The organism is Paenibacillus sp. sgz302191 (genome assembly GCF_057749925.1).
Genome location: NZ_JBYLHY010000038.1, coordinates 44,803 through 64,752 on the forward strand (window position 1 = coordinate 44,803; position 19,950 = coordinate 64,752).

13 protein-coding genes are annotated in these 19,950 nt (G+C 55.9%); 1 reads left to right on the forward strand and 12 read right to left on the reverse strand.

Translation table 11 applies throughout. The annotated features are described in order from the left end of the window. Positions 1-6: 6 nt before the first annotated feature. Both AC3G2T_RS33925 and AC3G2T_RS33930 read right to left on the reverse strand, forming a co-directional pair. Complete coding sequence (locus AC3G2T_RS33925) at positions 7-2,664, reverse strand: family 78 glycoside hydrolase catalytic domain (RefSeq protein ID WP_488438219.1); 2,658 nt, start codon at positions 2,662-2,664, stop codon at positions 7-9. After that, complete coding sequence (locus AC3G2T_RS33930) at positions 2,661-5,807, reverse strand: glycoside hydrolase family 2 TIM barrel-domain containing protein (protein WP_488438220.1); 3,147 nt, start codon at positions 5,805-5,807, stop codon at positions 2,661-2,663. The genes AC3G2T_RS33925 and AC3G2T_RS33930 overlap by 4 nt, the downstream gene beginning before the upstream one ends. A 55-nt stretch (positions 5,808-5,862) precedes the next feature. On the opposite strand from AC3G2T_RS33930, the gene AC3G2T_RS33935 reads away from it, so the two are divergent. Then, entirely contained in the window at positions 5,863-6,075 is a 213-nt protein-coding gene (locus AC3G2T_RS33935) for a hypothetical protein (protein ID WP_488438221.1), read from the forward strand. A 334-nt stretch (positions 6,076-6,409) separates the two neighbouring features. Here the strand turns inward: AC3G2T_RS33935 and AC3G2T_RS33940 are convergent, their stop codons facing one another. From AC3G2T_RS33940 to AC3G2T_RS33985, 10 genes are all read right to left on the reverse strand, one after another. Then, positions 6,410-6,679, reverse strand: coding sequence for a hypothetical protein (locus tag AC3G2T_RS33940; protein WP_488438222.1), 270 nt, complete (start codon positions 6,677-6,679; stop codon positions 6,410-6,412). Positions 6,680-6,801: 122 nt separating this feature from the next. Beyond that, on the reverse strand, positions 6,802-10,059 hold the full coding sequence (locus tag AC3G2T_RS33945) for a DUF5695 domain-containing protein (RefSeq protein WP_488438231.1): 3,258 nt from the start codon (positions 10,057-10,059) through the stop codon (positions 6,802-6,804). A gap of 142 nt (positions 10,060-10,201) precedes the next feature. Continuing rightward, on the reverse strand, positions 10,202-10,345 hold the full coding sequence (locus AC3G2T_RS33950; protein ID WP_488438223.1) for a hypothetical protein: 144 nt from the start codon (positions 10,343-10,345) through the stop codon (positions 10,202-10,204). A 149-nt stretch (positions 10,346-10,494) separates the two neighbouring features. Continuing rightward, complete coding sequence (locus AC3G2T_RS33955; RefSeq protein WP_488438224.1) at positions 10,495-12,480, reverse strand: glycoside hydrolase family 127 protein; 1,986 nt, start codon at positions 12,478-12,480, stop codon at positions 10,495-10,497. Between the two features lie 18 nt (positions 12,481-12,498). After that, positions 12,499-14,025 (reverse strand): arabinosylfuranosidase ArfA, encoded by a 1,527-nt coding sequence (gene arfA, locus AC3G2T_RS33960; protein WP_488438225.1) that lies wholly within the window; start codon positions 14,023-14,025, stop codon positions 12,499-12,501. A gap of 39 nt (positions 14,026-14,064) precedes the next feature. Further along, on the reverse strand, positions 14,065-14,916 hold the full coding sequence (locus tag AC3G2T_RS33965) for a carbohydrate ABC transporter permease (RefSeq protein ID WP_488438226.1): 852 nt from the start codon (positions 14,914-14,916) through the stop codon (positions 14,065-14,067). A 4-nt stretch (positions 14,917-14,920) separates the two neighbouring features. Continuing rightward, positions 14,921-15,868 carry a carbohydrate ABC transporter permease gene (locus AC3G2T_RS33970; RefSeq protein ID WP_488438227.1) on the reverse strand — a complete coding sequence of 316 codons (948 nt, stop codon included), beginning with the start codon at positions 15,866-15,868 and terminating at the stop codon, positions 14,921-14,923. Positions 15,869-15,944: 76 nt separating this feature from the next. After that, positions 15,945-17,303 carry an ABC transporter substrate-binding protein gene (locus AC3G2T_RS33975; protein WP_488438228.1) on the reverse strand — a complete coding sequence of 453 codons (1,359 nt, stop codon included), beginning with the start codon at positions 17,301-17,303 and terminating at the stop codon, positions 15,945-15,947. A 103-nt stretch (positions 17,304-17,406) separates the two neighbouring features. Continuing rightward, positions 17,407-18,465 (reverse strand): LacI family DNA-binding transcriptional regulator, encoded by a 1,059-nt coding sequence (locus AC3G2T_RS33980; RefSeq protein WP_488438229.1) that lies wholly within the window; start codon positions 18,463-18,465, stop codon positions 17,407-17,409. 777 nt (positions 18,466-19,242) lie between these two features. Then, complete coding sequence (locus AC3G2T_RS33985) at positions 19,243-19,593, reverse strand: sensor histidine kinase (RefSeq protein ID WP_488438230.1); 351 nt, start codon at positions 19,591-19,593, stop codon at positions 19,243-19,245. Positions 19,594-19,950: the final 357 nt, after the last annotated feature.

Below are 19,950 nucleotides of genomic sequence, written 5' to 3' on the forward strand. Positions count from 1 at the left end.
GGCATGCTACTTTTCAATTATACATCTAAAATGGTATTCGCCTGAACCTATATCGAATTGTGCGGACAGCGGACCGGCGGCGATGGCTGTGGCTTCCGGGTTAACCCCGTTCAGCAGCGAGCCGGGGCTTGGCAAATGGACGGTCGCCGTCGTGTTGACGGGCACCGCGACCCGCAAATCGAACTGCCTGCCGTCCGACAGGCTCCAGGCCGACCGAACGGTGCCGTACAAAGAGTCGTACTGCGCGTTAACACGCGTCAAGCGCCCGCCTGGCCGCGGACGGATGACGCTATGCCGGAAGCCCGCTTTTGCCGCGTCGGTATCGATGCCGGCCATATAGCGGAACATCCACTCGCCGACCGAACCGAGAGAGTAGTGGTTGAACGAGTTCATTTGCGGCGTCTGGAAGCCGTTGTCTTCGGTCCATCCGTCCCAGCGCTCCCAAATCGTCGTCGCTCCGTGCTTGATGGAGTACATCCATGACGGGAACGCCTCCTGGGTCAAAAGCTCATAGGCAATGTCCAGCATGCCATGATCGGTAAGCGCCGGCAGCAAATAGCCGACGCCGAGGAAGCCCGTCGACAGCCGCCCGCCGCGCCGGCGGATGTCGGCCGCCAAATGGCCGGCGGCCCGCTCGCGCAGCGTCTCCGTCAGCAGGCCGAACTGCAGCGCCAGCACGTAGACGGTTTGCGTGCCTCCGTGAATGCGGCCTGCGGCGTCGACGAAAGCGGCGCGGAACGCCGCGGCGATGTCCCCGAACAGCGAGGCGTACTTCGCCTCGTCCTCTTTTTTGCCGAGGACGCCGGCGATTTGTCCCAACAGCTTCGCGCTGTAAGCGAAATAAGCGGTAGCCAGCACTTCGTTCGGCGTATCGGCCTCGATGGACAGCCAGTCGCCGTAGTTGGCGTAAGCCGGCCTGACGAGACCGTCGCTGTTCGCCTGCAAGTAGTCAACCCACCGTACCATCGCCTCGTAATGAACTTCCAAAATTCGTGTATCCCCGTACATCACGTACAGCGTCCACGGCAAAATAACGCCCGCATCTCCCCAGCCGGCATTGTCGGGAGCGAACCAGTTGAGCCGGGTGCTCCACATTTTGTACCGGATCCAGCCCGCATCGGGGGCCACGTCTGTAAAAGCGCCCGACGGCTGCTGGCAATCCCGCATATCCCACATATATTTGGTGAAAAAGCGCGCTACGTCCATATTATAGGAAGCGGTACGGGCAAAAATTTGGGCGTCCCCGGTCCAGCCAAGCCTCTCGTCACGCTGCGGGCAATCCGTCGGCACGGAGAGGAAATTGCCGCGCTGCCCCCAGGTAATGTTGGAATAAAGCTTGTTGACCATCTCATCCGACGTTTCCAGCGTCCCCGTAACCGGCGTGTCCGAATGAACGACTTTGCCGACGATCGTATCCAAATCCGGCTCTCCCGGAAAACCGATCAATTCGACGTACCGGAAGCCGTGAAACGTAAACCGCGGTTCGTAGCGTTCCTCGCCTTCGCCTTTTAAAATGTAATGATCCTGCTGGACAGCGACCCGCAAATTGTCCAGATACAAAGAGCCGTCAGGCTGCAGCATCTCCGCATGGCTCAGCGTCACCTTCGCGCCGCGCGTTCCGGCCACCTTCAGCTCCGTCCAGCCGACCATATTTTGCCCCATATCGTAAATATACGTGCCCTGCTCCGTCCGCCTGACGTCGATGGGGCGCCTCTCCTGCACGATGCGGATCGGCGGCTCGACCGCTGCGACCAGGAGTCCGTTGTAGCCCGGCCTGACGTCCGGCCGTTCCCAATGCGCGTCCGCAAAATCCGGCCGATCCCAGCCCTCATGCTCCAGACGGGCGTCATACGTCTCGCCCAGAATCATGTCCGAATACACGATCGGCCCGCCGGACGTCGTCCAGCTCGCATCGGTGCAAATGCAATCCCGCGTCCCGTCCTCGTAATCGATATGCGCCTGCATGAGGAAGAACGGCCTTTCCCCGTAAATGCGCGCGCCCAAAAAGCCCACCGTCCCCGCATACCAGCCGTCGCCAAGGATGACGCCGAAGGCATTGCCGCCTTCCCGGACCTGTTCCGTCAAATCGAACGCCGTTACTTGCACCCGCTTGTCGTAATCGGTCCAGCCCGGAGCGAAGCGGTCGCCGACCGTCTGCCCGTTCAGGTGCAGCTCGAACAGGCCGAGTGCCGTCGCATAAGCGGTGACGCGGCGCACTTGTTTGCGGACGGTGAACGTTTTGCGAAAATAAGGGGCTGGCTGCATCTGTTTATTCGGCTCGGATTTGCGGCCGATCCACTGCGCCTTCCACTCGTCGCGGGACAGCAGCCCCATCGTCCAAAAGGCGCATTCGCTCCAGGCCGACGCCCGGCCTTCACCGTCCCACACGCGCACTTTCCAGTAGTAGCGCCCTTCCGACTGCAGCGGCTTGCCCTCGTATACGAGATGAACCGATTGCCCGGAGGCTGTTTTTCCCGTGTCCCACATCTCACCCACGCCGCTCTCAAGGCTCTCGCGGGATTGCGAGACGATGACCTGATAAGCCGTCTGTACGGCGTTCCGAGAGTCGGACTCAAGCTGCCAAAACAATCGCGGCCGGCGCTCATCCAGCCCGAGCGGATTATGCATATATTCGGTCTTGCAAGAAATGACTCTTAATGTCATGGAAACTCCCCCTTGATCGGCTTGATTCGTACTTCCAGCTTCATGCTTTGCGGCTGCAGCAAATAGGCGTCGAGCGTCGGCGCATAGCCGCAGCTGTGATTGCCGAGACCGCTTTGCGCGGCATCGATGTGCACAATCGTCTCATCGCGCCTTGCAAGCTTGTGCACGTGCTTCGTCAGCGTCAAATCTTCCGTCGTATAATGATGTGCGCTTACTTGCAGCAGCGACGGGCCGCTGAAAATCAGGCAGCTGCCCGACGCATCGCTGATCTCCGCCCAGCGGACGTCGGCTTTGCTGCCGTTTTCCTGCGGCTTGATGTACGGCACGAACTGCTCCTGCACCGTGCCGCTGTAAATGCCGAGCTTGCCGCTCTCTTTGCGGTCCGCATAACATTCATGCGGCCCTCTGCCGTACCAGCGCAGCCTGTCAAAACCGCCCGGCATCCGCAGCTCGATGCCAAACCGCGGCAGCGGCGGCAGCTCCTCGCGCAGCGGCTCGATCGACGCTTCCAGCAGCAGTTCGCCGCTGCCGTCGATCGAATAGACGAGCCGCGACCGGAAAGCGACGGGCTCGCCGCGGGCCCCGATGACCGCATCCGCGGCAATCCGCACGCCCTGCGCGCCCCACGCGGATACTTCCAGCGTCCGCTGGTGCGTGACTAGGCGGTCATACCCCGCCTTTTTCCACGCCTTCGCGAGCTGGACGTCATTGTCCACCGGCGCGCGCCACAATTGAATGCGCGGGCCGGCTTTCAACAGCCGCACGCCGCGGCAGCGCCAGTCGTTCATCGCCTCCGCTTCCTTGTCGTAGACGGCGGCGAAATGCTCTCCTTGCACGAAGACGTGACGTCGCGTGTCATCCCACGCCAGCGCAGCCGTGCTGCGGCTGACGTGCGCGGGCGACCGTTCGGCGATGACCGCGACCGGCAGGTCCGCCCAGGCGATTTCGTAGCCGCGCTTCGCCCACGGCGCATCCTCGCGCAGCGCGAACCGGACGCGCAGCACGTATTCGCCCGCTTGGGTCATGCCGTCTGCGGGGAGCACCAGCGTCAGCTCCTCCGTTTCGCCGGGGAGCGTTCGCAGGGCAGGCAGCTCGCCGCTTGCCGCAGGCTCGCCGTCCTTGAGCAGCGTCCACTCGCCTTGCAGATGGGCAAGGCTGACGAAATCGTACCGGTTCGTCACACGCAGCCTCCTGGCTGTTGGTTCCGGTTGCGGTTGCGATTGCTGATGGGCTTGCGGCTGTGCCTCCAGTTGCGTTTGCGATTGCGATTGCGCCTGGTCCGCCCAGGCGATTTGGACCGGTTCGAGCGTTTTTTTAAGCTCCAGGATCGACGCTTTCACGCTTCTGTCCGGGAACAATAACCCGTCCAGGCAAAAATGGCCGCTGTGCGGCTCTTCGCCAAAATCCCCGCCGTACGCATACCACGGCTCCCCCGCTTCGTCATACTGACGGATGCCCTGATCGGCCCATTCCCAGATCAAGCCGCCGAGCAGCCGCGGATACGTATATATCGCTTCCCAGTATTCCTTAAGATTGCCAACGGAATTGCCCATCGCATGGCCGTACTCGACCATCAGATAAGGCCGCGGATCGTCCTTGCGCCCTTCCTCGATGACTGTCTCCACGGCCGGGTACATTTGGCTGACGACATCGACCACTGCCGCATCGTATGCCCGCTCGTAATGGATCGGCCGGGTCGAGTCGCGCTCCCGGATCCACTCGGCCATGGCGTCGTGGTTGGCGCCGTAGCCGGATTCGTTGCCGAGCGACCACATGATGACGCAGGGGTGGTTTTTATCCCGCTCGACGAGCTTCCTGGCCCTGTGCAAGTAAGCTTCCCGCCAGTCCGGGTGGGCGGACAAATAGCTTTCATCGCCGAGAAAATGGAAGCCGTGCGTCTCCAAATCCGCTTCGGCGATCACGTACAGCCCGAAACGGCTGCACAGCTCGAGCCATCTCGTATCATTCGGATAATGGGCCAAGCGAACCGCATTGATATGATGGAGCTTCATAAGCTCGATATCCCGCTCCATCGTTTCGAAAGTAGTAACGTAACCGAGATCCGGGTCAAACTCATTGCGGTTTACGCCCTTGATCCGGATCGGCTTGCCGTTGATCAGCATCCTGCCTTGTTCAACCCGGATTTCGCGAAACCCGACATCGAGGCGATGGACTGCAGCTATCTGCCCCTGCTCGTCATATAGCGTCAGGATCAGCGCATATAGATGAGGCGTTTCCGCGGTCCAGAGCTTTGGCTGCGCGATGTGCTCCGACACAAGCAGCTGCGTCTCCACCGTATCAGGCTCATACTTGACGGCCGCCGAATGATCGTGTCGAAGCACCTGCACGCCGTTCTCATCCAGCAGCGCCGCCGTTATACGGTACTCTGCCTCGCATCCCGGCAATCGGGCGGCCTGAATGCGAACATCCAGCCGAGCCTCGCCATAGCCGTTTTCAAACATCGTTCGAACGAATACGTCCCTGATGTGAACGCCGGTCAAAGCAAGCACATACACATCCCGAAAAATACCGCTGAGCCGCCACTTGTCCTGACTTTCCAAATAACTCCCGTCCGACCATTGATATACGCGAACCGCCAGCACGTTGCTCCCGGCATGCACCAATGAAGTGATATCGAATTCGGCATGCATGTGGCTGCCTTGACTGTACCCCGCCAACCGACCGTTCACCCACACATGAAAAGCCGAATCGACGCCCTCAAAAACAAGCCGAAGCCCCTTATCCTCCCAAGATGCATCCACCGTAAAAACCGTCCGGTAGCATCCCGTCGGATTCTGTTTCGGCACAAGCGGCGGGTCGATCGGAAAAGGATATGGGCAGCTGCTGTACTGGGGTATTCCATACCCGTGCAGCTGCCAATTGGACGGAACCGGAATTTGCGGCCAGTCGGCCGCCTCATATTCCGGGTTCATAAAATCAGCCGGAGCCGAAAGCGGCGACTCCGCATACATAAACGACCAATTGCCGCCCAGCAATTGGTAATACGGCGACGACGCCCGGTCGCCTTTCATCGCGCCGTCCCGGTTGGCATAAGGAATAAGCGGCGCCCGCGGAGGCTCCGCGTTTTTTTCCAGCACATGCAGATTCGACCAATCCGGCTCTACGCCCACCGGTTCATTCATAAATGCAGCCCCCAAAATTTTTCATATCGTAATCGCTTACAAGATTGCCGCGCGCATGACGGCTGCGAACAGCGCATCTTCCTTTCAGAATAGTCAAAATGAAAGCGCCGAACAATTGAGAAAACCGACCTTTAATGTGGATGATTCCGATATCGCCCGCTCCATCCTCCTATTTCATTCCACCCGCTTTATTTGTGCTGCATATCCGATCATGCATGCTAGGACTGGCGGGGCCTCGAATTTAAAAGAAATTACTGCAGATTTATAGGAATGTTTGTTCGCTGCAAGAGTACTAGAGAGTAAGAAGCCGCATTTTTCAGACGTTTGAGAAATTGACGACGCCTTTGTTGGGGACTGCAGTCGTTCTTTCCCAACGCGCGCCTCTTCCAGCGCGGGTTGCGCCGCTGCACGGCGGGTGGCCATAAGGCAGCTGGACAGACCGATTCGCGAAAAACCTGCAAATGCGCAGGCTTTTACCGAAAAAATAGTCCATTTTGGCAATAAGCCTGCAAATGTGCAGGAATTTTCGATGAAAATGATCCTGAGCCCATGTGTGCGGTGAAAAGCCTGCACTTTTGCAGGAATATTTCTCTGCCAGCATATCAATGGGCAAAAGCCTGCACTTTTGCAGGTTTTCCTCGCGCAACTGGGCGGATAGATGCTCCGGCTCCGGCATATTCCGCCTCCATCGTCCCCCAACTCCTCGCCGCCGCATCCCCGACACGCCACAGCAATCTCCTCCACGGCACGGCAATCTCCTCCACCGACACGGCAATCTCCTCCACCGACACAGCAATCTCCTCCACCGACACGGCAATCTCCTCCACGGCACGGCAATCTCCTCCACGGCACGGCAATCTCCTCCACGGCACGGCAATCTCCTCCACGGCACGGCAAAAGACGCCTTCATCCCTAACGGGTTTGAAGGCGTCTCTTGTATTCCCCTGCCGTCACAGGCAGGGGCTTCTTTTCGATCCGGCAAAGCCTTCCCAGATCAGTTTGCGGCCAGCGCGGAAATTTCCGAAGCGCTCAGGGCTCTGCCGTAAATTTTGAACTCATCGATCAGGCCGTTCAGATACGGGTCCGACCATTGCGATTTGCCGATGTAGTTTTGCGTCAAATTGCCCAGGTTGGCCGGAGATAGCGTCATGCTTGTATTTCTTGCCACTTCGACTCCGTCCACGTATAAAATGCCCGTGCTGCCCGAGTGAGTCACGGCGACGTGCTTCCACACGCCTGTTGCCAGCGCGGCAGTCGTATTAAGCTGCTGCTCTGCACCGTTGCTGCTGTTCGTAATCGCAAACCTGAGCCCTGCGCCTCCCGCCCTTGGAGCCAGGAACATATACGAGTTCGTTCCTGAACCGAAGTCGAAAATCCGCGCCCAGTCGTCCAACGAATTGACTTTGACCCAAGTTGCGACGGTGAAATCGGTCAAACCGTTGATCGCTCCCGACGGCAGGGACACGTAGCCGTTCGTGCCGTTCAGGCTGGCGGCATTGCCGCTTTTGCCGGCCGCCCAGGTGATGCCTCCGTTCAGCGTCGCATTAAATCCGTTGCCTGAGGAATCGGACGCTGTCGTTCCGGTCGTTTCGTTGAACTTGTAGTATGCCATCGTATCCGGCAGTTGTCCTCCCGCTTGCAGCTTCACATCATAAGTAGCTGCCGTACCGATGTTCAGGTTGACGACGGTTTTGCCGCCGTTTGTGGCAATCGCCGTACCTGCGCTGACATTGTTAACCAGCACGTTATAAGTGCCGGCGGCCAGCCCGGAGAACGTAACTTTAGTCGTATGCGCAGCCGAAGTCATTGTGTTTTTCAAAGTGAAGCTGACATCGTTCTTGGCCGTTGCAACCGTAGCCGTCGTGTATTGATCGCGTTCAAGCTCCATGGAGAATTTCTCCGTGATCAGATTCAGCCGCTTGGAGAGGCCGTCCTTCGGCGTGACCGTGTACTTGCCGCCGCTGAGCGTGACGTCTGCGCCGTATCCGTACAAGCCGAAAATCGGATCTACAGATACATCGGCGCTAAGCACTTTCAGCGCTCCGAACAAACCGAGATCGGCTTCGCCGCTCATGCCGCGCCAGCCGTTGAACAGCGGACCGCCGTCCAGGCCAAGCGCGCCGTAGTTGCCTTTGTTCGCCTGATACGTCCAGGATACGGCGCCGATGTTGGCAGGATCGCTGCTGATTTGCCCGGAGTTGATGGCACCGATGTTGGCGATTTTGGCCGCATAGGACAAGCGCTGCTCAACCTCCGGAGTCGCCGAGTTGTTCTTGATCCAGTCATCCATCGCAAAGCCTGCGAGCGAAGTGGTGTATTGGAAGTTCCACCAGTTGTCGCCGGTAATCGTGACGGGATCGGCGTAATAGTACCAAATCGGCATATGACCGCGCGACGCTCTCGTTTTGGCGTTGATTTTGCCTTTAATCGTGTTGTTGTTGTTCATTTTGGCCAGCATATAGACGGATTCTTCGCCCGTATTGTCATAGCTGTACTCCGAACCGTACGGATAAGGGCTGGACGAGAAGTTGTTGTATTTGGTCGCCATTTTGCTGATGATATCGTTGGCCTCGGTGTTGTAGCCTTCATCCTGCAAAGCTTTGATAATGTCCGGTGTCGTCATTTCGCCCATCAGCCCGGTATTCCAGTTGTAGGAGACAGGTCCGTCGTACAGCGCTTTGAAGATGTTGTAGGCGCGCAGCAAGTACGTATTTTTAGGGTTTTTGTACGTGATGAGATTCGGGTACATCTTGGCGATTTTGTACATGCTGAAATACGTGTTGTAAATGTGCGGGTACGCGTAGCCGCGATACGTCGGCGTCGTGTTCGGCGGCGCCATCAGGAAATCGGGCACCAGATAATCGCTGTGATGGCCGCTCATCAAGTTCGTCCAGATCGCGGTTTCCAAATAATTGTCAAGCGCAGTCACCTCGGTAGCGACAGGCGACATTGCGTTTTTCTCAGCCAAGAACTGTGCGTGGGTGTATCCCCAATCGTCGCCCCAGCCCCAATAACCGGCAAAATTGTTGCGTTTGGCCTTCGACTGCATCATCCAGTCGTCGAACACTTTATCCCGGATATCGCCGGGCACGTTCCATTGCTGGTTGTTGACCATAAACGTAGCGTGCCGCTGCAAGGCCGTGTCGACCGGCTCGATCGCGTAAAATTGGAGCACGGTTTTCTCGCCGTTGCCGTACTGCACCGTAATGTTGTTCTGGCCCAAATGACTCATCGTCAGCTGGTAAATTTTATGATCCGTTCCTACCGTGTTCACAAACGAAACGTTCGTTTCGGAAGGATATTGCGGGGTTACGGAAGTGATCGTTTTGGATGTGTGAAGGTCGAATTTGGCCGTCTGATTCGTCGGCACGATCATGCCGGGCACTACGTTGAAATCGACCATGCCTTCGTTGTACAGTCTGTCTTGAACCGCATATTCGTCTGCGACTTTAAAAAATTTGAACGCATACGTTTTGCTTGCGCCCGGAGCGAGCGTCAGGCTCGTGTTCGGCAAATAGCCCCGGTTGTTGCTTTTGATCACGTTCGAATGAATATAATACACGTTCAGCCCTTTGGCGTAGCCGCCTTGATCGGCTGCCCACATGCTGTTCGGATGCTCCTCCACCCTCCAGTTGTCCTGGTACTCAAATCCCGCGCCGGTCGTCGTGTCGGGAACCATCAACAGGAAAGGACCGATCCCGCTCGGCCGCTGGGCTACGAGGTAGGAGCTGTTATTGCCGATGAAAGCATGCGATATCGTGCGCGTTTCATAGATTTCATCGTTGTTGCCGGCGGTGAAAAATTCGTTGAACGGGATCGGCAGGCCGAAATCCCCGATTTCAAGCGTTTGGTTGCTTGTATTCGTCACGGTTATTTGCCATTTCAAGTAGTCGTTAACGAGCGAGTAAGATTCGTCGACTTTGAAATTGCGGATTCCCTGGCTGTTGCTCGAATTTTGGTAAGTTACATTAATGGTGTTGCCGCTTTGCGAAATCGTTCTGGCGTCCGACGACTTGTTCGTCAGCGCTGGCGTCCAGGCGCCGGTGCCAAGCCGGTAGGTGAACATCAGCTCCCCGACCCATTGGTGATCGGCCGTATTTTGATTCGGCGCGTTCGTCGCATTCAATACATAGTTCGTCGGATACGTATCTCCCGTTATTTGCAAAGAGGTAATCTCGCCGTTCGTTCCCGTCTGTACGTTGAAGTTGCCGTTCGAGATCGTGTTGGCCGAAGCCAGCTGGGGAATCAACATGATAGCGCTTGCAGTAATGGTCGAAGCGACTAACATTTGAAGATTCCGAGAACTTGAAAACTTGTTCCAATAATTAAGCAACGTTCGTTTCATCATTGTCCTCCTCATTATTGTATTCGCTTACCAAATTGCCGGGATGCTTTTAACCCGCTGCCAAATTGCCCTGCTGCCGCTCCTTCCAACCACCGCCTTGTCTGTTCAATTCTCCGCAGCCATCTCTTTCCATCAAGCTCGTCCCGGAGTTTGTATACACAAGTATCATATAGGATGCGAGCGCAATTGACATTAATCTTTCCAACACCTTTTTTAAAAATTTCAACTTTAACCGCATGAAAACGCGCATGAAAAAGGAGCACGTCCCCCGCTCGCAGCCGCGGATTTTCGCACAGCTTGGCGGGCCGGAAAGTGCTCCTTCATGCGCCGGGAGGGCTCAAATCATGGCAGATTTGGGGCTGCCGCCGGATTTTCCTTCACCCATACGCTCATCTCTCCGACGCCGCGGTTGCCCCAGGCGTAATACGGAATGAACGTGACGTCGGCCGCGCTGGCAGGCCATTGTTTGCCGCTGACATACAGCGCGTTCCCGTCCTCGGGCACCGCGGTCCGCACGCAAGGCGCTTTGATGACGTGCATGCCGCCCAGCAAAGTTTCATCATACTCCACCCGGCAATCCTCTTCGCCGTTGAAATAGATGAGATGCAGATTGCCGCCGTTATCAGCTTCCTCCATGCAGTACACGAACGGCCCGCGCTGCAAAGCCGCTTTGCCGGCAAGCTGGCGGACGAGCGGATGCCCCTTGACCGCCTTCACTTCCAGCGCGAAGCGCACATCGACCCGGTCGCCGTCGTTCCAGCTGCGGGTGATGCGGGCGTACCCGTCCGCCGCCTGCGAAACCGGGCAATCGGCCCCGTTCACCCGGACACTGAACGACTGGCCGCACCAGCCGGGAATGCGCAGCGCCAGTGTGAAGTCGGCCGGCTGACCGCCGGTCCCGAGCAGGAAGCTGACGCTGCCGTCGGCCGTATACTGCGACACCTGCTCCAGCTTCAATTGGCGCCGGCCGGCCTGAATGCTCGCTTCGCCGCCGATGTACAGATGCGCGTAAAGCGTGCCGTCGTTCCATGTGTACACGTACTGATTCAACGAAGCCAGCAGCCTGGCTATGTTCGGCGGGCAGCAGGAGCAGCCGAACCACCGCTGGCGCTGCACCTTGACGTGCTCGTAAATTTTGTTGACGGCGTTGGCCGGCGGGTAAACCTCAAGCGGGTTGACGTAGAAAAAATGTTTGCCGTCCCGGGCCATGCCGCTGATGACCGTGTTGTACAAAGCCCGCTCCAGCACGTCCGCATACTCGCCCTTCGCTTCGATCTCCAGCATGCGTCTGGCGAAAAAAATGAGCCCGATGGAAGCGCACGTTTCGCCGTATACCGTGTCGTTTGGCAAATCGTAATTGAGCGTGAACGCTTCGCCGTAAGCCATGGCGCCGATCGCTCCCGTAACGTACATCTGTTTGCCGACGATGTTGGCCCACAGCCTTCGGCATGCTTCGAGCAGCCCTTCGTCCTGCGAGAGCGCCGCGACATGGGCCATGCCTGCGCACATGTAGACGACCCGCACGGCGTGTCCGACCGCCGACTCCTGCTCGCGAACGGGCAGATGGGCCTGGCTGTAAGCCAGATCATGGGCAATGTCCAGCTCCGGAAAATGGACCTTGCGGCCCCGCTTTTCATACTCCTGCCGGTAAAAGTGCGGCTGACGCCCCCGTTCGTCCAGAAAAAACTGGCTGAGCTTCAAATAGCGCTCCTCGCCGGTCGTTTCGTACAGCTTCACGAGCGCAAGCTCGATTTCCTGATGCCCGTCATATCCCCGCAGCTTTCCCGGGGCGCTGCCGAAGACGGCATCGATATAGTCCGCGTACCGGCAGCATACGTCGAGCAGCGCCCGCTTGCCCGTTCCGCGGTAATACGCGACGCCCGCTTCGATCAAATGCCCGGCGCAGTATAGCTCGTGGCATTCCGCCAAATTCGTCCAGCGGCCGTCCGGCTCCTTGAGCGTGAAATACGTGTTGAGGTAGCCGTCCGGCTGCTGGGCTTTTTCGACGAGACGGATGACGTCGTCCGCCACCTTTTCCAGATCGGGGTCCGGCTGTATTTCCAGCATGAACCCGACGGCTTCCAGCCATTTGTACAAATCGCTGTCCTGAAACACCATGCCGCCGAACGGGCCCTGCTCTTCTCCCGCCGCAATGCGGAAATTGCGTATCGCGTAGCTGGGCGCTGCATCGTCGATCCGATCGTTAAGCGCATCCCATTGGTACGGGATCACGACATTTTTAACCAATTGAATATAGGGGGACCAAAATGCATCGGCAATCCTGACTTTGACGGAATCCCGGAATTGCGCCGCTTGCGGCTTTATCATATCAAGCACCTCTTTCTTTTATGGCTGTGTGTCCTGCTTGCGCAGCCTGATGACGTTCCAGGAAAGCTGCGGCAGCCTCGCGCTGAGCAGGCCGTCGCGGGCGGCGGCGTCCCCTCGGGAATGCGGCGCCACTTCGTGCATGCGATGAGCGGTGTTGACCGCTTTCGCATCGTTATTTTCCAGGACGATATGCTCTGCGACGCGATATCCTGCGAAGCTGCGCACGTCGCATTCGAAGCTCATCGGGCGATCCAGGCTTTTGTTAACGGCGAACAGCGTCAGTTCTTCCCGTTCTTCATCGTGAACCGCGACAACGTCCAAATAAGGAACGTCGGTAAAATCTTTCGAATCGTATTTGGGCGAATCGACAAACGCATGCAGGACAGTTCCTCTGCCGTACACCGAGGCATGCATATAGGGGAAGAAAATCGTTTGGCGCCACGCCGCCCCTCCCGTTTCGGTCATAATCGGCGCAATGACGTTGACAAGCTGCGCCAGACAGGCGATTTTCACCCGGTCCGCATGTTTCAGCAGCGTAATGAGCATGCTGCCGATCATGAGCGCATCCTCGAACGTGTACACATCCTCCAGCTGCGGAGGCGCGACCTGCCAAGGCGTAATTTGTTTGTCCGACTCCAGCGTATGGAACCACACGTTCCACTCGTCAAAAGAAAGCATCATCGTCTTCTTGCTGCGCTTTTTCGCTTTTATATAATCGCACACCGCCGTAATTTCCCGGATAAAGGCCGACATATCCAGCGATCTGGCCAAGTAATTGGCGGTATCGTTATCTGCGTTTCCGTAATACGTATGCAGGGACAAATAGTCGACGTTCTCATACGTATGATCAAGCACGGCGGCTTCCCACTGGGCGTATGTCGGCATGCTGCGGAATGAACTGCCGCAGACGACAAGCTCGATGCCCGGGTCTACGTATTTCATCGCCTTTGCCGTTTCGTTCGCCAGCCGGCCGTATTCGTCGGCCGTTTTGGCGCCGATTTGCCACGGGCCGTCCATTTCATTGCCGAGACACCAAGTCTTGATGCCGTAAGGCTCCTTATATCCGTGCGCAACCCGCAAATCGCTCCAGTACGAGCCTGCGGGATGGTTGCAATATTCCAGCAAATTTCTGGCCTCGTCGATTCCTCTTGTGCCGAGATTCACCGCCATCATCGCTTCTGCGCCTGCGCGCTTCGACCAGGCCATGAATTCGTTCGTGCCGAACAAGTTCGGCTCCAGCACCCGCCACGCCAGCTCAAGCTTGGCCGGGCGTTCCGCGACAGGACCTACGCCGTCCTGCCAGTTATATCCGGATACGAAATTGCCTCCCGGATATCTGACGATCGGCACGCCGATTTCGCGAATCATCTCAAGGACGTCTTGGCGAAATCCCAGTTCGTCCGCTGTGGAATGGCCGGGCTCATAAATGCCCCCGTATACGGCGCGTCCCAAATGCTCGATGAAAGAGCCATACAGACGCTTGTCGACTTCCGCCACGCGGAAATCTTTATCAATTTTCATTGCAGCTTTCCATTCAGCAGCCATTTCTCTTCCTCCTGTTATCTCTACGGCCGGCAGTCGCGGTTAGCCTTTGACGCCGCCCACGGTGAGACCTTCTATGAAAAAGCGTTGGAAAAACACGAACAAAATTAGAATCGGCACAATCGACAGCACCGCCCCGGCGATGAGCACGTCATAGTTGTCGCTGAGCGGGGATAAGAAGGTGGCGAGCCCGATGGGCAGTGTGAACTGGTCCGTCGTCCGCATGACGATGATCGGCCACAGGAAATTGTTCCAGCTCGACAACGCCTGCAAAATCGCCATCGACCCGTAAGCCGGGATCATAAGCGGAACCATGATGCGGAAAAAGATGCCGCCTTCGCTGCAGCCGTCAATCCGTCCGGCATCCATAAAATCTTTGGGCAGCCCGGTGGCGAACTGGCGGAAGAAAAAAATCGGCAGCGGCGCTACCGCGAACGGCAAAATAACGCCCCAGATTGTGTTGATCAGCTTCAGCGCGATCATTTCTTTGTAAAGCGGCAAAATAATGATTTCCACCGGCACCATCATCGTCACGAGCACGAGGGAAAAAATGAAATTTTTACCAATGAATTTATACATCGCCAAGCCGTAGCCGACCATAGACGAGAACAGCAAGCTGATCAACGTAAACAAAAAGGTGATGACCACGCTGTTTTTGTACCACACAAAATAATTTTTGGCCGAGCCTGTGCCGGCAAATATCGCCTTATAGTTTTTGAAGCTCATGAGATCGAAGTCCCATCTAACGTTCAGCCCGTACCGGAACAATTCGGTCGAAGGTTTCATGGAACCGAGAAAAAGCGCGTAAAGCGGAAAAAGCGCAAGCACGGACAAAACTGCAAACAGAATAATCAGCAACGCCGTTGAAAGCGCTTGGGCGCGACCTGTTTTCATGCCCCTATTCCTCCTTCCGGAACAAGCCGAATATGACTAATTGCACGAGATTGACCAGCAGCGTGATGGCCAGCAAGGCAATGCCGATCGCCGCCCCGAAGCCGAGATTAAAATATTGGAACCCTTGCTGATAGATGTAACCGACGATCGTCAGCCCGATGTTTTGCGGCGAAGGTTTGCCCGCCCATAGCATGTAGCTCTCCGTAAACATCGCGAATCCGCCGTAGATGCTGATCGTCAGCACGTAGATCGTGATCGGCTTCAACATAGGCACCGTAATGCGGAAAAACTTGCTGAGCGTCCCTGCGCCGTCCATTTCCGCCGATTCGTACAAATCTTTCGGAATGCCTTGAAGCGCCGACAAGTAATACAAAATGTTAATACCGATCCAGCGCCACGACGCCAGCACGACCATCGCCACCATGGCCAGATTCGAAGTCAGCAGCCACTTCTGGCTCGGCAGCCCGAACAGATGCATGACCGAATTCATGAAGGAGCCGTCCAGCTCGCCGAAAATAAGGCGAAAAATAACGCCGGCCACGACGACCGAGGTCAGCGCCGGTATAAACAACGCCGAACGGAAAAAATTGCGGGCCGGCAGCAGCTTGGCGTTGAGAAATACCGCCAGCACCATCGGCACGGGAATCAAAATCAGCAGCGTCCAAAACGTATAGCGTGCGTTGTTGTAAATCGCTTTGAAGAAATCGGGATTCCACAGTTTGACGTAATTGCCTACGCCGATGAATTTCTCTTCGCCCGGAATCATTTGCTGAAAGCTCATGATGACCGAGCTGACGATCGGATAAGCAAAGAAAAGCAGAAATGACACGATAAACGGCATGACGAACAAATACGGAGCCAGAGATAACGATCTCCTTGTTACGGCCCTTTGTCCGGCGATTCGCGCCGGCATTCGTTCGGTTGCTTGCTGGCCCAGAATACGCATACTCATCCTCCTCCGCCGAAAAGAACAGTTCACCGGCACAGCCATGTTCATGACCGTGCCAGCGACCTATTTTCGCAAAGCTTTATTTTTTTCGCAATTCGTCGCCGACTGCTTTGAGCACTTGAGCCGGATCTTTTTTATCGAGGAAAATTTGCGGCATCGCTTTATTGCGGATCGCATCGAATACGATCGGCTCGTTATCCGTAATGTTGACGGGAGCGATTTCGTCTTTCACTTTGAGCAGCGTATCGAAAATGTCGTTGCCGAAGTAGTCGGTGAATTTGTTGGACTCTTTCATCGCCGGATCTGTCCAGGCTTCCGTTACGATCGGATCGAAGCCGAGCTGCTTCCAGATCTGGATGCCGCTGTCTTTGGTCAGCTTGGCGTAAGTCAAAAACTTTTTGGCCAGCTCGACATGCTTGGACTGATCGGTAATCGATGTGGCCGTTCCGCCCATTCCCGCAGAGCGGTTGCCGCCCTCCGTCCAGGCAGGCATCGGACGAACGATCATTTTGCCTTTCAGATCCGGCATTTTGTCGGTGAATCTGCCCATGAACCAGAACGGCATGAATACGGAAGCGGCGCCGCCTTTGTTCATAAAGCCGAAGTATTCCTCGGTATCGTGACCGGCGCCCGGCGCTACGGCCGCTACCTTTTCGTTCACGAGCTTCTGGAAAAATTGCATCGTTTTAATATTGATGTCGTTGTCGATCGTCACATTGCCCTGCGCATCGACCTGGTCCGATTTCTGCTGCGAAATGGCCGGCCACCAGGACCAGTTGCCGTTGCCTTCGAACGTGATGATCGGCTTGCCCGTCTTGGCCAGCACCTGTTTGCCCGCTTCTTCCAAATCGCTCCACAGCTTGATGTTGTCCGGGTTGACGCCCGCTTTATCGAGAATTTCCTTGTTGTAGTAAATGACCGTTGCGCCTACGTGGTAATCGACGCCGTAATATTTGCCGTTTTTGCTGTAAATATCGACGCGCGATTTGACGATCTTCGGAAGCATCGGCGTGACGATGTCGTCGAGCGGAACGAGATTGGACTGCCCGCGCACAAAGTTCGGGAATTTGCTTTGCTCGATGTCCGCCAAATCCGGCGCGCCGGTTTTGGTTTGCAGCGCGATCAGCAGCTTGGAGTGCATGTCGTCGTAAGGAATCGTCGTCGCTTCGAGCTCGATCGGTTCGTCGGGATGCGTCTGGTTCCAGCTTTTCGCCATGCTTTCCCAATATTTCTGATGCAGATCGACGAATGTCCAAAACGTTAATTTGGTCGGCGCCGCAGCCCCTTTCTTGCCTCCTTCGGGCTTGGCGGATTCCTGCGTGCCGCTTCCGGCCGCCGCGCTTGGCGATGATTTTGCTTCCGGGGTGCTTGAACATGCGCTCAGCACGCTGGAGATAGCCAAGCTTAGCGCCATCGTCGTAAACAAAGTTTTCTTCATTTCTTTCATCCCCTAATTTTTCATTTTTTCAATCTATGCTCAACCCTTGTCGGATTCAAGCTGAAAATGGCGGCGGATCGTTCTTCATTGTTAAACGTTTAAATTAAGCCTCATGCGACTGCGGCGCGGCTGCAGGCGGCGCTACCGAATCCCGTTCCACGAGCCGGCAAGCGAGCATTTTCCCGGGCATACTCCGGTCAGGGCCGATCATGCGGGTAATCTCCTCCATCGCGTAATAACCGATTTCATGCAGCGGCAAATCCATCGTCGTCAAGCGCGGCGTCAAAAACTCGCAAAACTCGCGGTTGTCGATGCCGATGACGGACAACTGCCCGGGAACGGCGACGCCGAGCTCGGCGGCAGCCTGCAGAACGCCGGCGGCCATCACGTCATTCATCGCCAAAATCGCCGTTGGCGGACGCGCCGCATTCAGCAGCTCCACCGCCAGCAAGTAACCGGAACTCTTCTCCCAATCGCCGATCTTGATCAGTTCCGGGTCAAAAGGGAGCTCCCACTCCGTGACGGATCTGTAATATCCCTGCAGCCGCAGGCGGGAGGGCATCGAATCGATGCCGCCGCTAATGAGCGCGATTCGGCGGTGCCCCTGCTTGACCAAAAACGTCATCGCATCGAAAGCCGCCTGCTCGTCGTTGTATTGAACGGACGCATGCGTCTGCGCGTAGCCGTATGTAAACACAAGCGGTCTGTCGCCGGTATCGATCAAACCCGTCAAATCCCTCGTATGGATGCTGATGTAGATAACGCCTTCCACCTGCTTGCTCAGCAGCTCGGATACGGCCTCCTCCGCGTATTTGCGGTAAATATCGACATCGGTAAAATTTTTGCCGATCCTTTTGTCAAGCCGCAGATTCGTCAGCAGAACGTGCATGTCGTGGCGGTCCGCATAGTCGTGAATGCCGTCGATAATTTCCGGCACATTAAACACCGTTACGTCCTCGGCGATGACGCCGATCGTGTTCGTCCTTCTGCGCTTTAAGCTTTTGGCGATATCGTTGGGTTTGTAATTCAACTGCTGAATAACTTCAAGAACGCGCTCTCTCGTTTTTGAGCGAACGTTGCGGGTGCCGTTGATCACGTAAGAAACCGTCGCCGTGGATACATTGGCCTGTGCCGCAATATCTTTCATGCTGATTCTGGACAATGATCCTGCCCCCTCAAGTTAAACGATTAAACTTTTTTGTAAGCGCTACAAGTTCATCATACTGAAATCGGGCCTGTTTGACGACCCAAAACTTCAACCACTTTTTTAAAAATTCCAACCTTTGCGCCGATTTTATGGAAGCGCTTTATTTAATTGCTACAAATTGTCTCCTCGCCACTCCGCAGATGGGGCAGCAAGGAGTCTGTCTGATGCACTTATGTAGACGGCATGTTTTTGCAAAATGACTCAAAATGACTGCGAACCGCCCCGCAGCGCGAGGTGCTGCGCTGCATGTCGGCGATCGGTCGACCACACGCGGACACATTCTGCCCAGCCGCACGAAGAAAACCTGCAAAAATACATGAATTTGCATCCCTGATCGCCGAAATGGACCATTATTGCAGAAAAAACCTGCACTTTCGCAGGTTTTTTCCCTATTAAGCTGCTTCCTGCCTAGTTGCGCAGTTCCGCGACCTACGCCGGGAGAGGCGAGCGCCCAGAAAAAGCGGCTGGCCCCCAAATTAAGGCCCTCTTGTTCCCCTAGCCCTCCGCACAGCTCCAAGTGCGCGGTGTTGCGCTGCATGATGGCGGTCGGTCGACCACACTTTCTCGGGCAGCTTGATTTATGCAGCTTTAGCGGTAAAGATGCAGCCATCATTCATTGCGTATGCACAAAAGCAGCTCCGCCCGCCAGACTCCAAGGAGAACATTTTAAAAATTTGAACTGCTTTCTCTGCCCGCGATGCACGCTCGCTCCCGGGTTCGCCGCCCCGCCTTTTACTTCCGCACACGGCAGAGTGATTCTGAACAGGGGGGAATATCGCGGGTCCGCCTCCAGCTCGATAGTGCCGTGATGAAGCCGATAATTTTTTTGCAAATCGCAAGACCCATCCCTGTACTATCCTTCACCGGACTGTCGCCGTACACAAATTGTTCGAAAACTAGCTTTTTAATCGGCTTCTGAACACCGATGCCGCTATTCCCGAGCCGCAGCACAGCCTGCCCGTCCTTGCTTTCGCAAGACGCATACAACACGGTTCCCGCCGGATTATACTTGAGCGAATTGCCGATCAAATTGGCAATGACGCGGTTCATACGCACTTTGTCCAGTTTGACAAACAGCCGCAAACATGCATCTTTTTGCTCGTTGATGTGCTCGTGCTGACAGCATTCCTGCAATTCTGCAAATTGTCGATAAAGTGAGGGGGTAGAGGAATCAGAGGGCGGCGCAACTGCTCTTCAACCATTCTTCAGCCGCTCCCCTCCAACTCACACCTCTCCCGCAAAGGTTGTGGTGATAAAGCGGGAGGCACGAGACGGCCTGCAAAGGGAAAACCTGCGAAAGTGCAGGTTTTTTTCACTAGCTTTGCAAACAAATGTAACAAACCATATTTTTTAAATGTTATTTAACAAAAAAGGTAAATTAATGTTGAAATTTTGCATAAAAAAACCTATTCTAATGGTCAGATCATCTAGGCGTGTTAC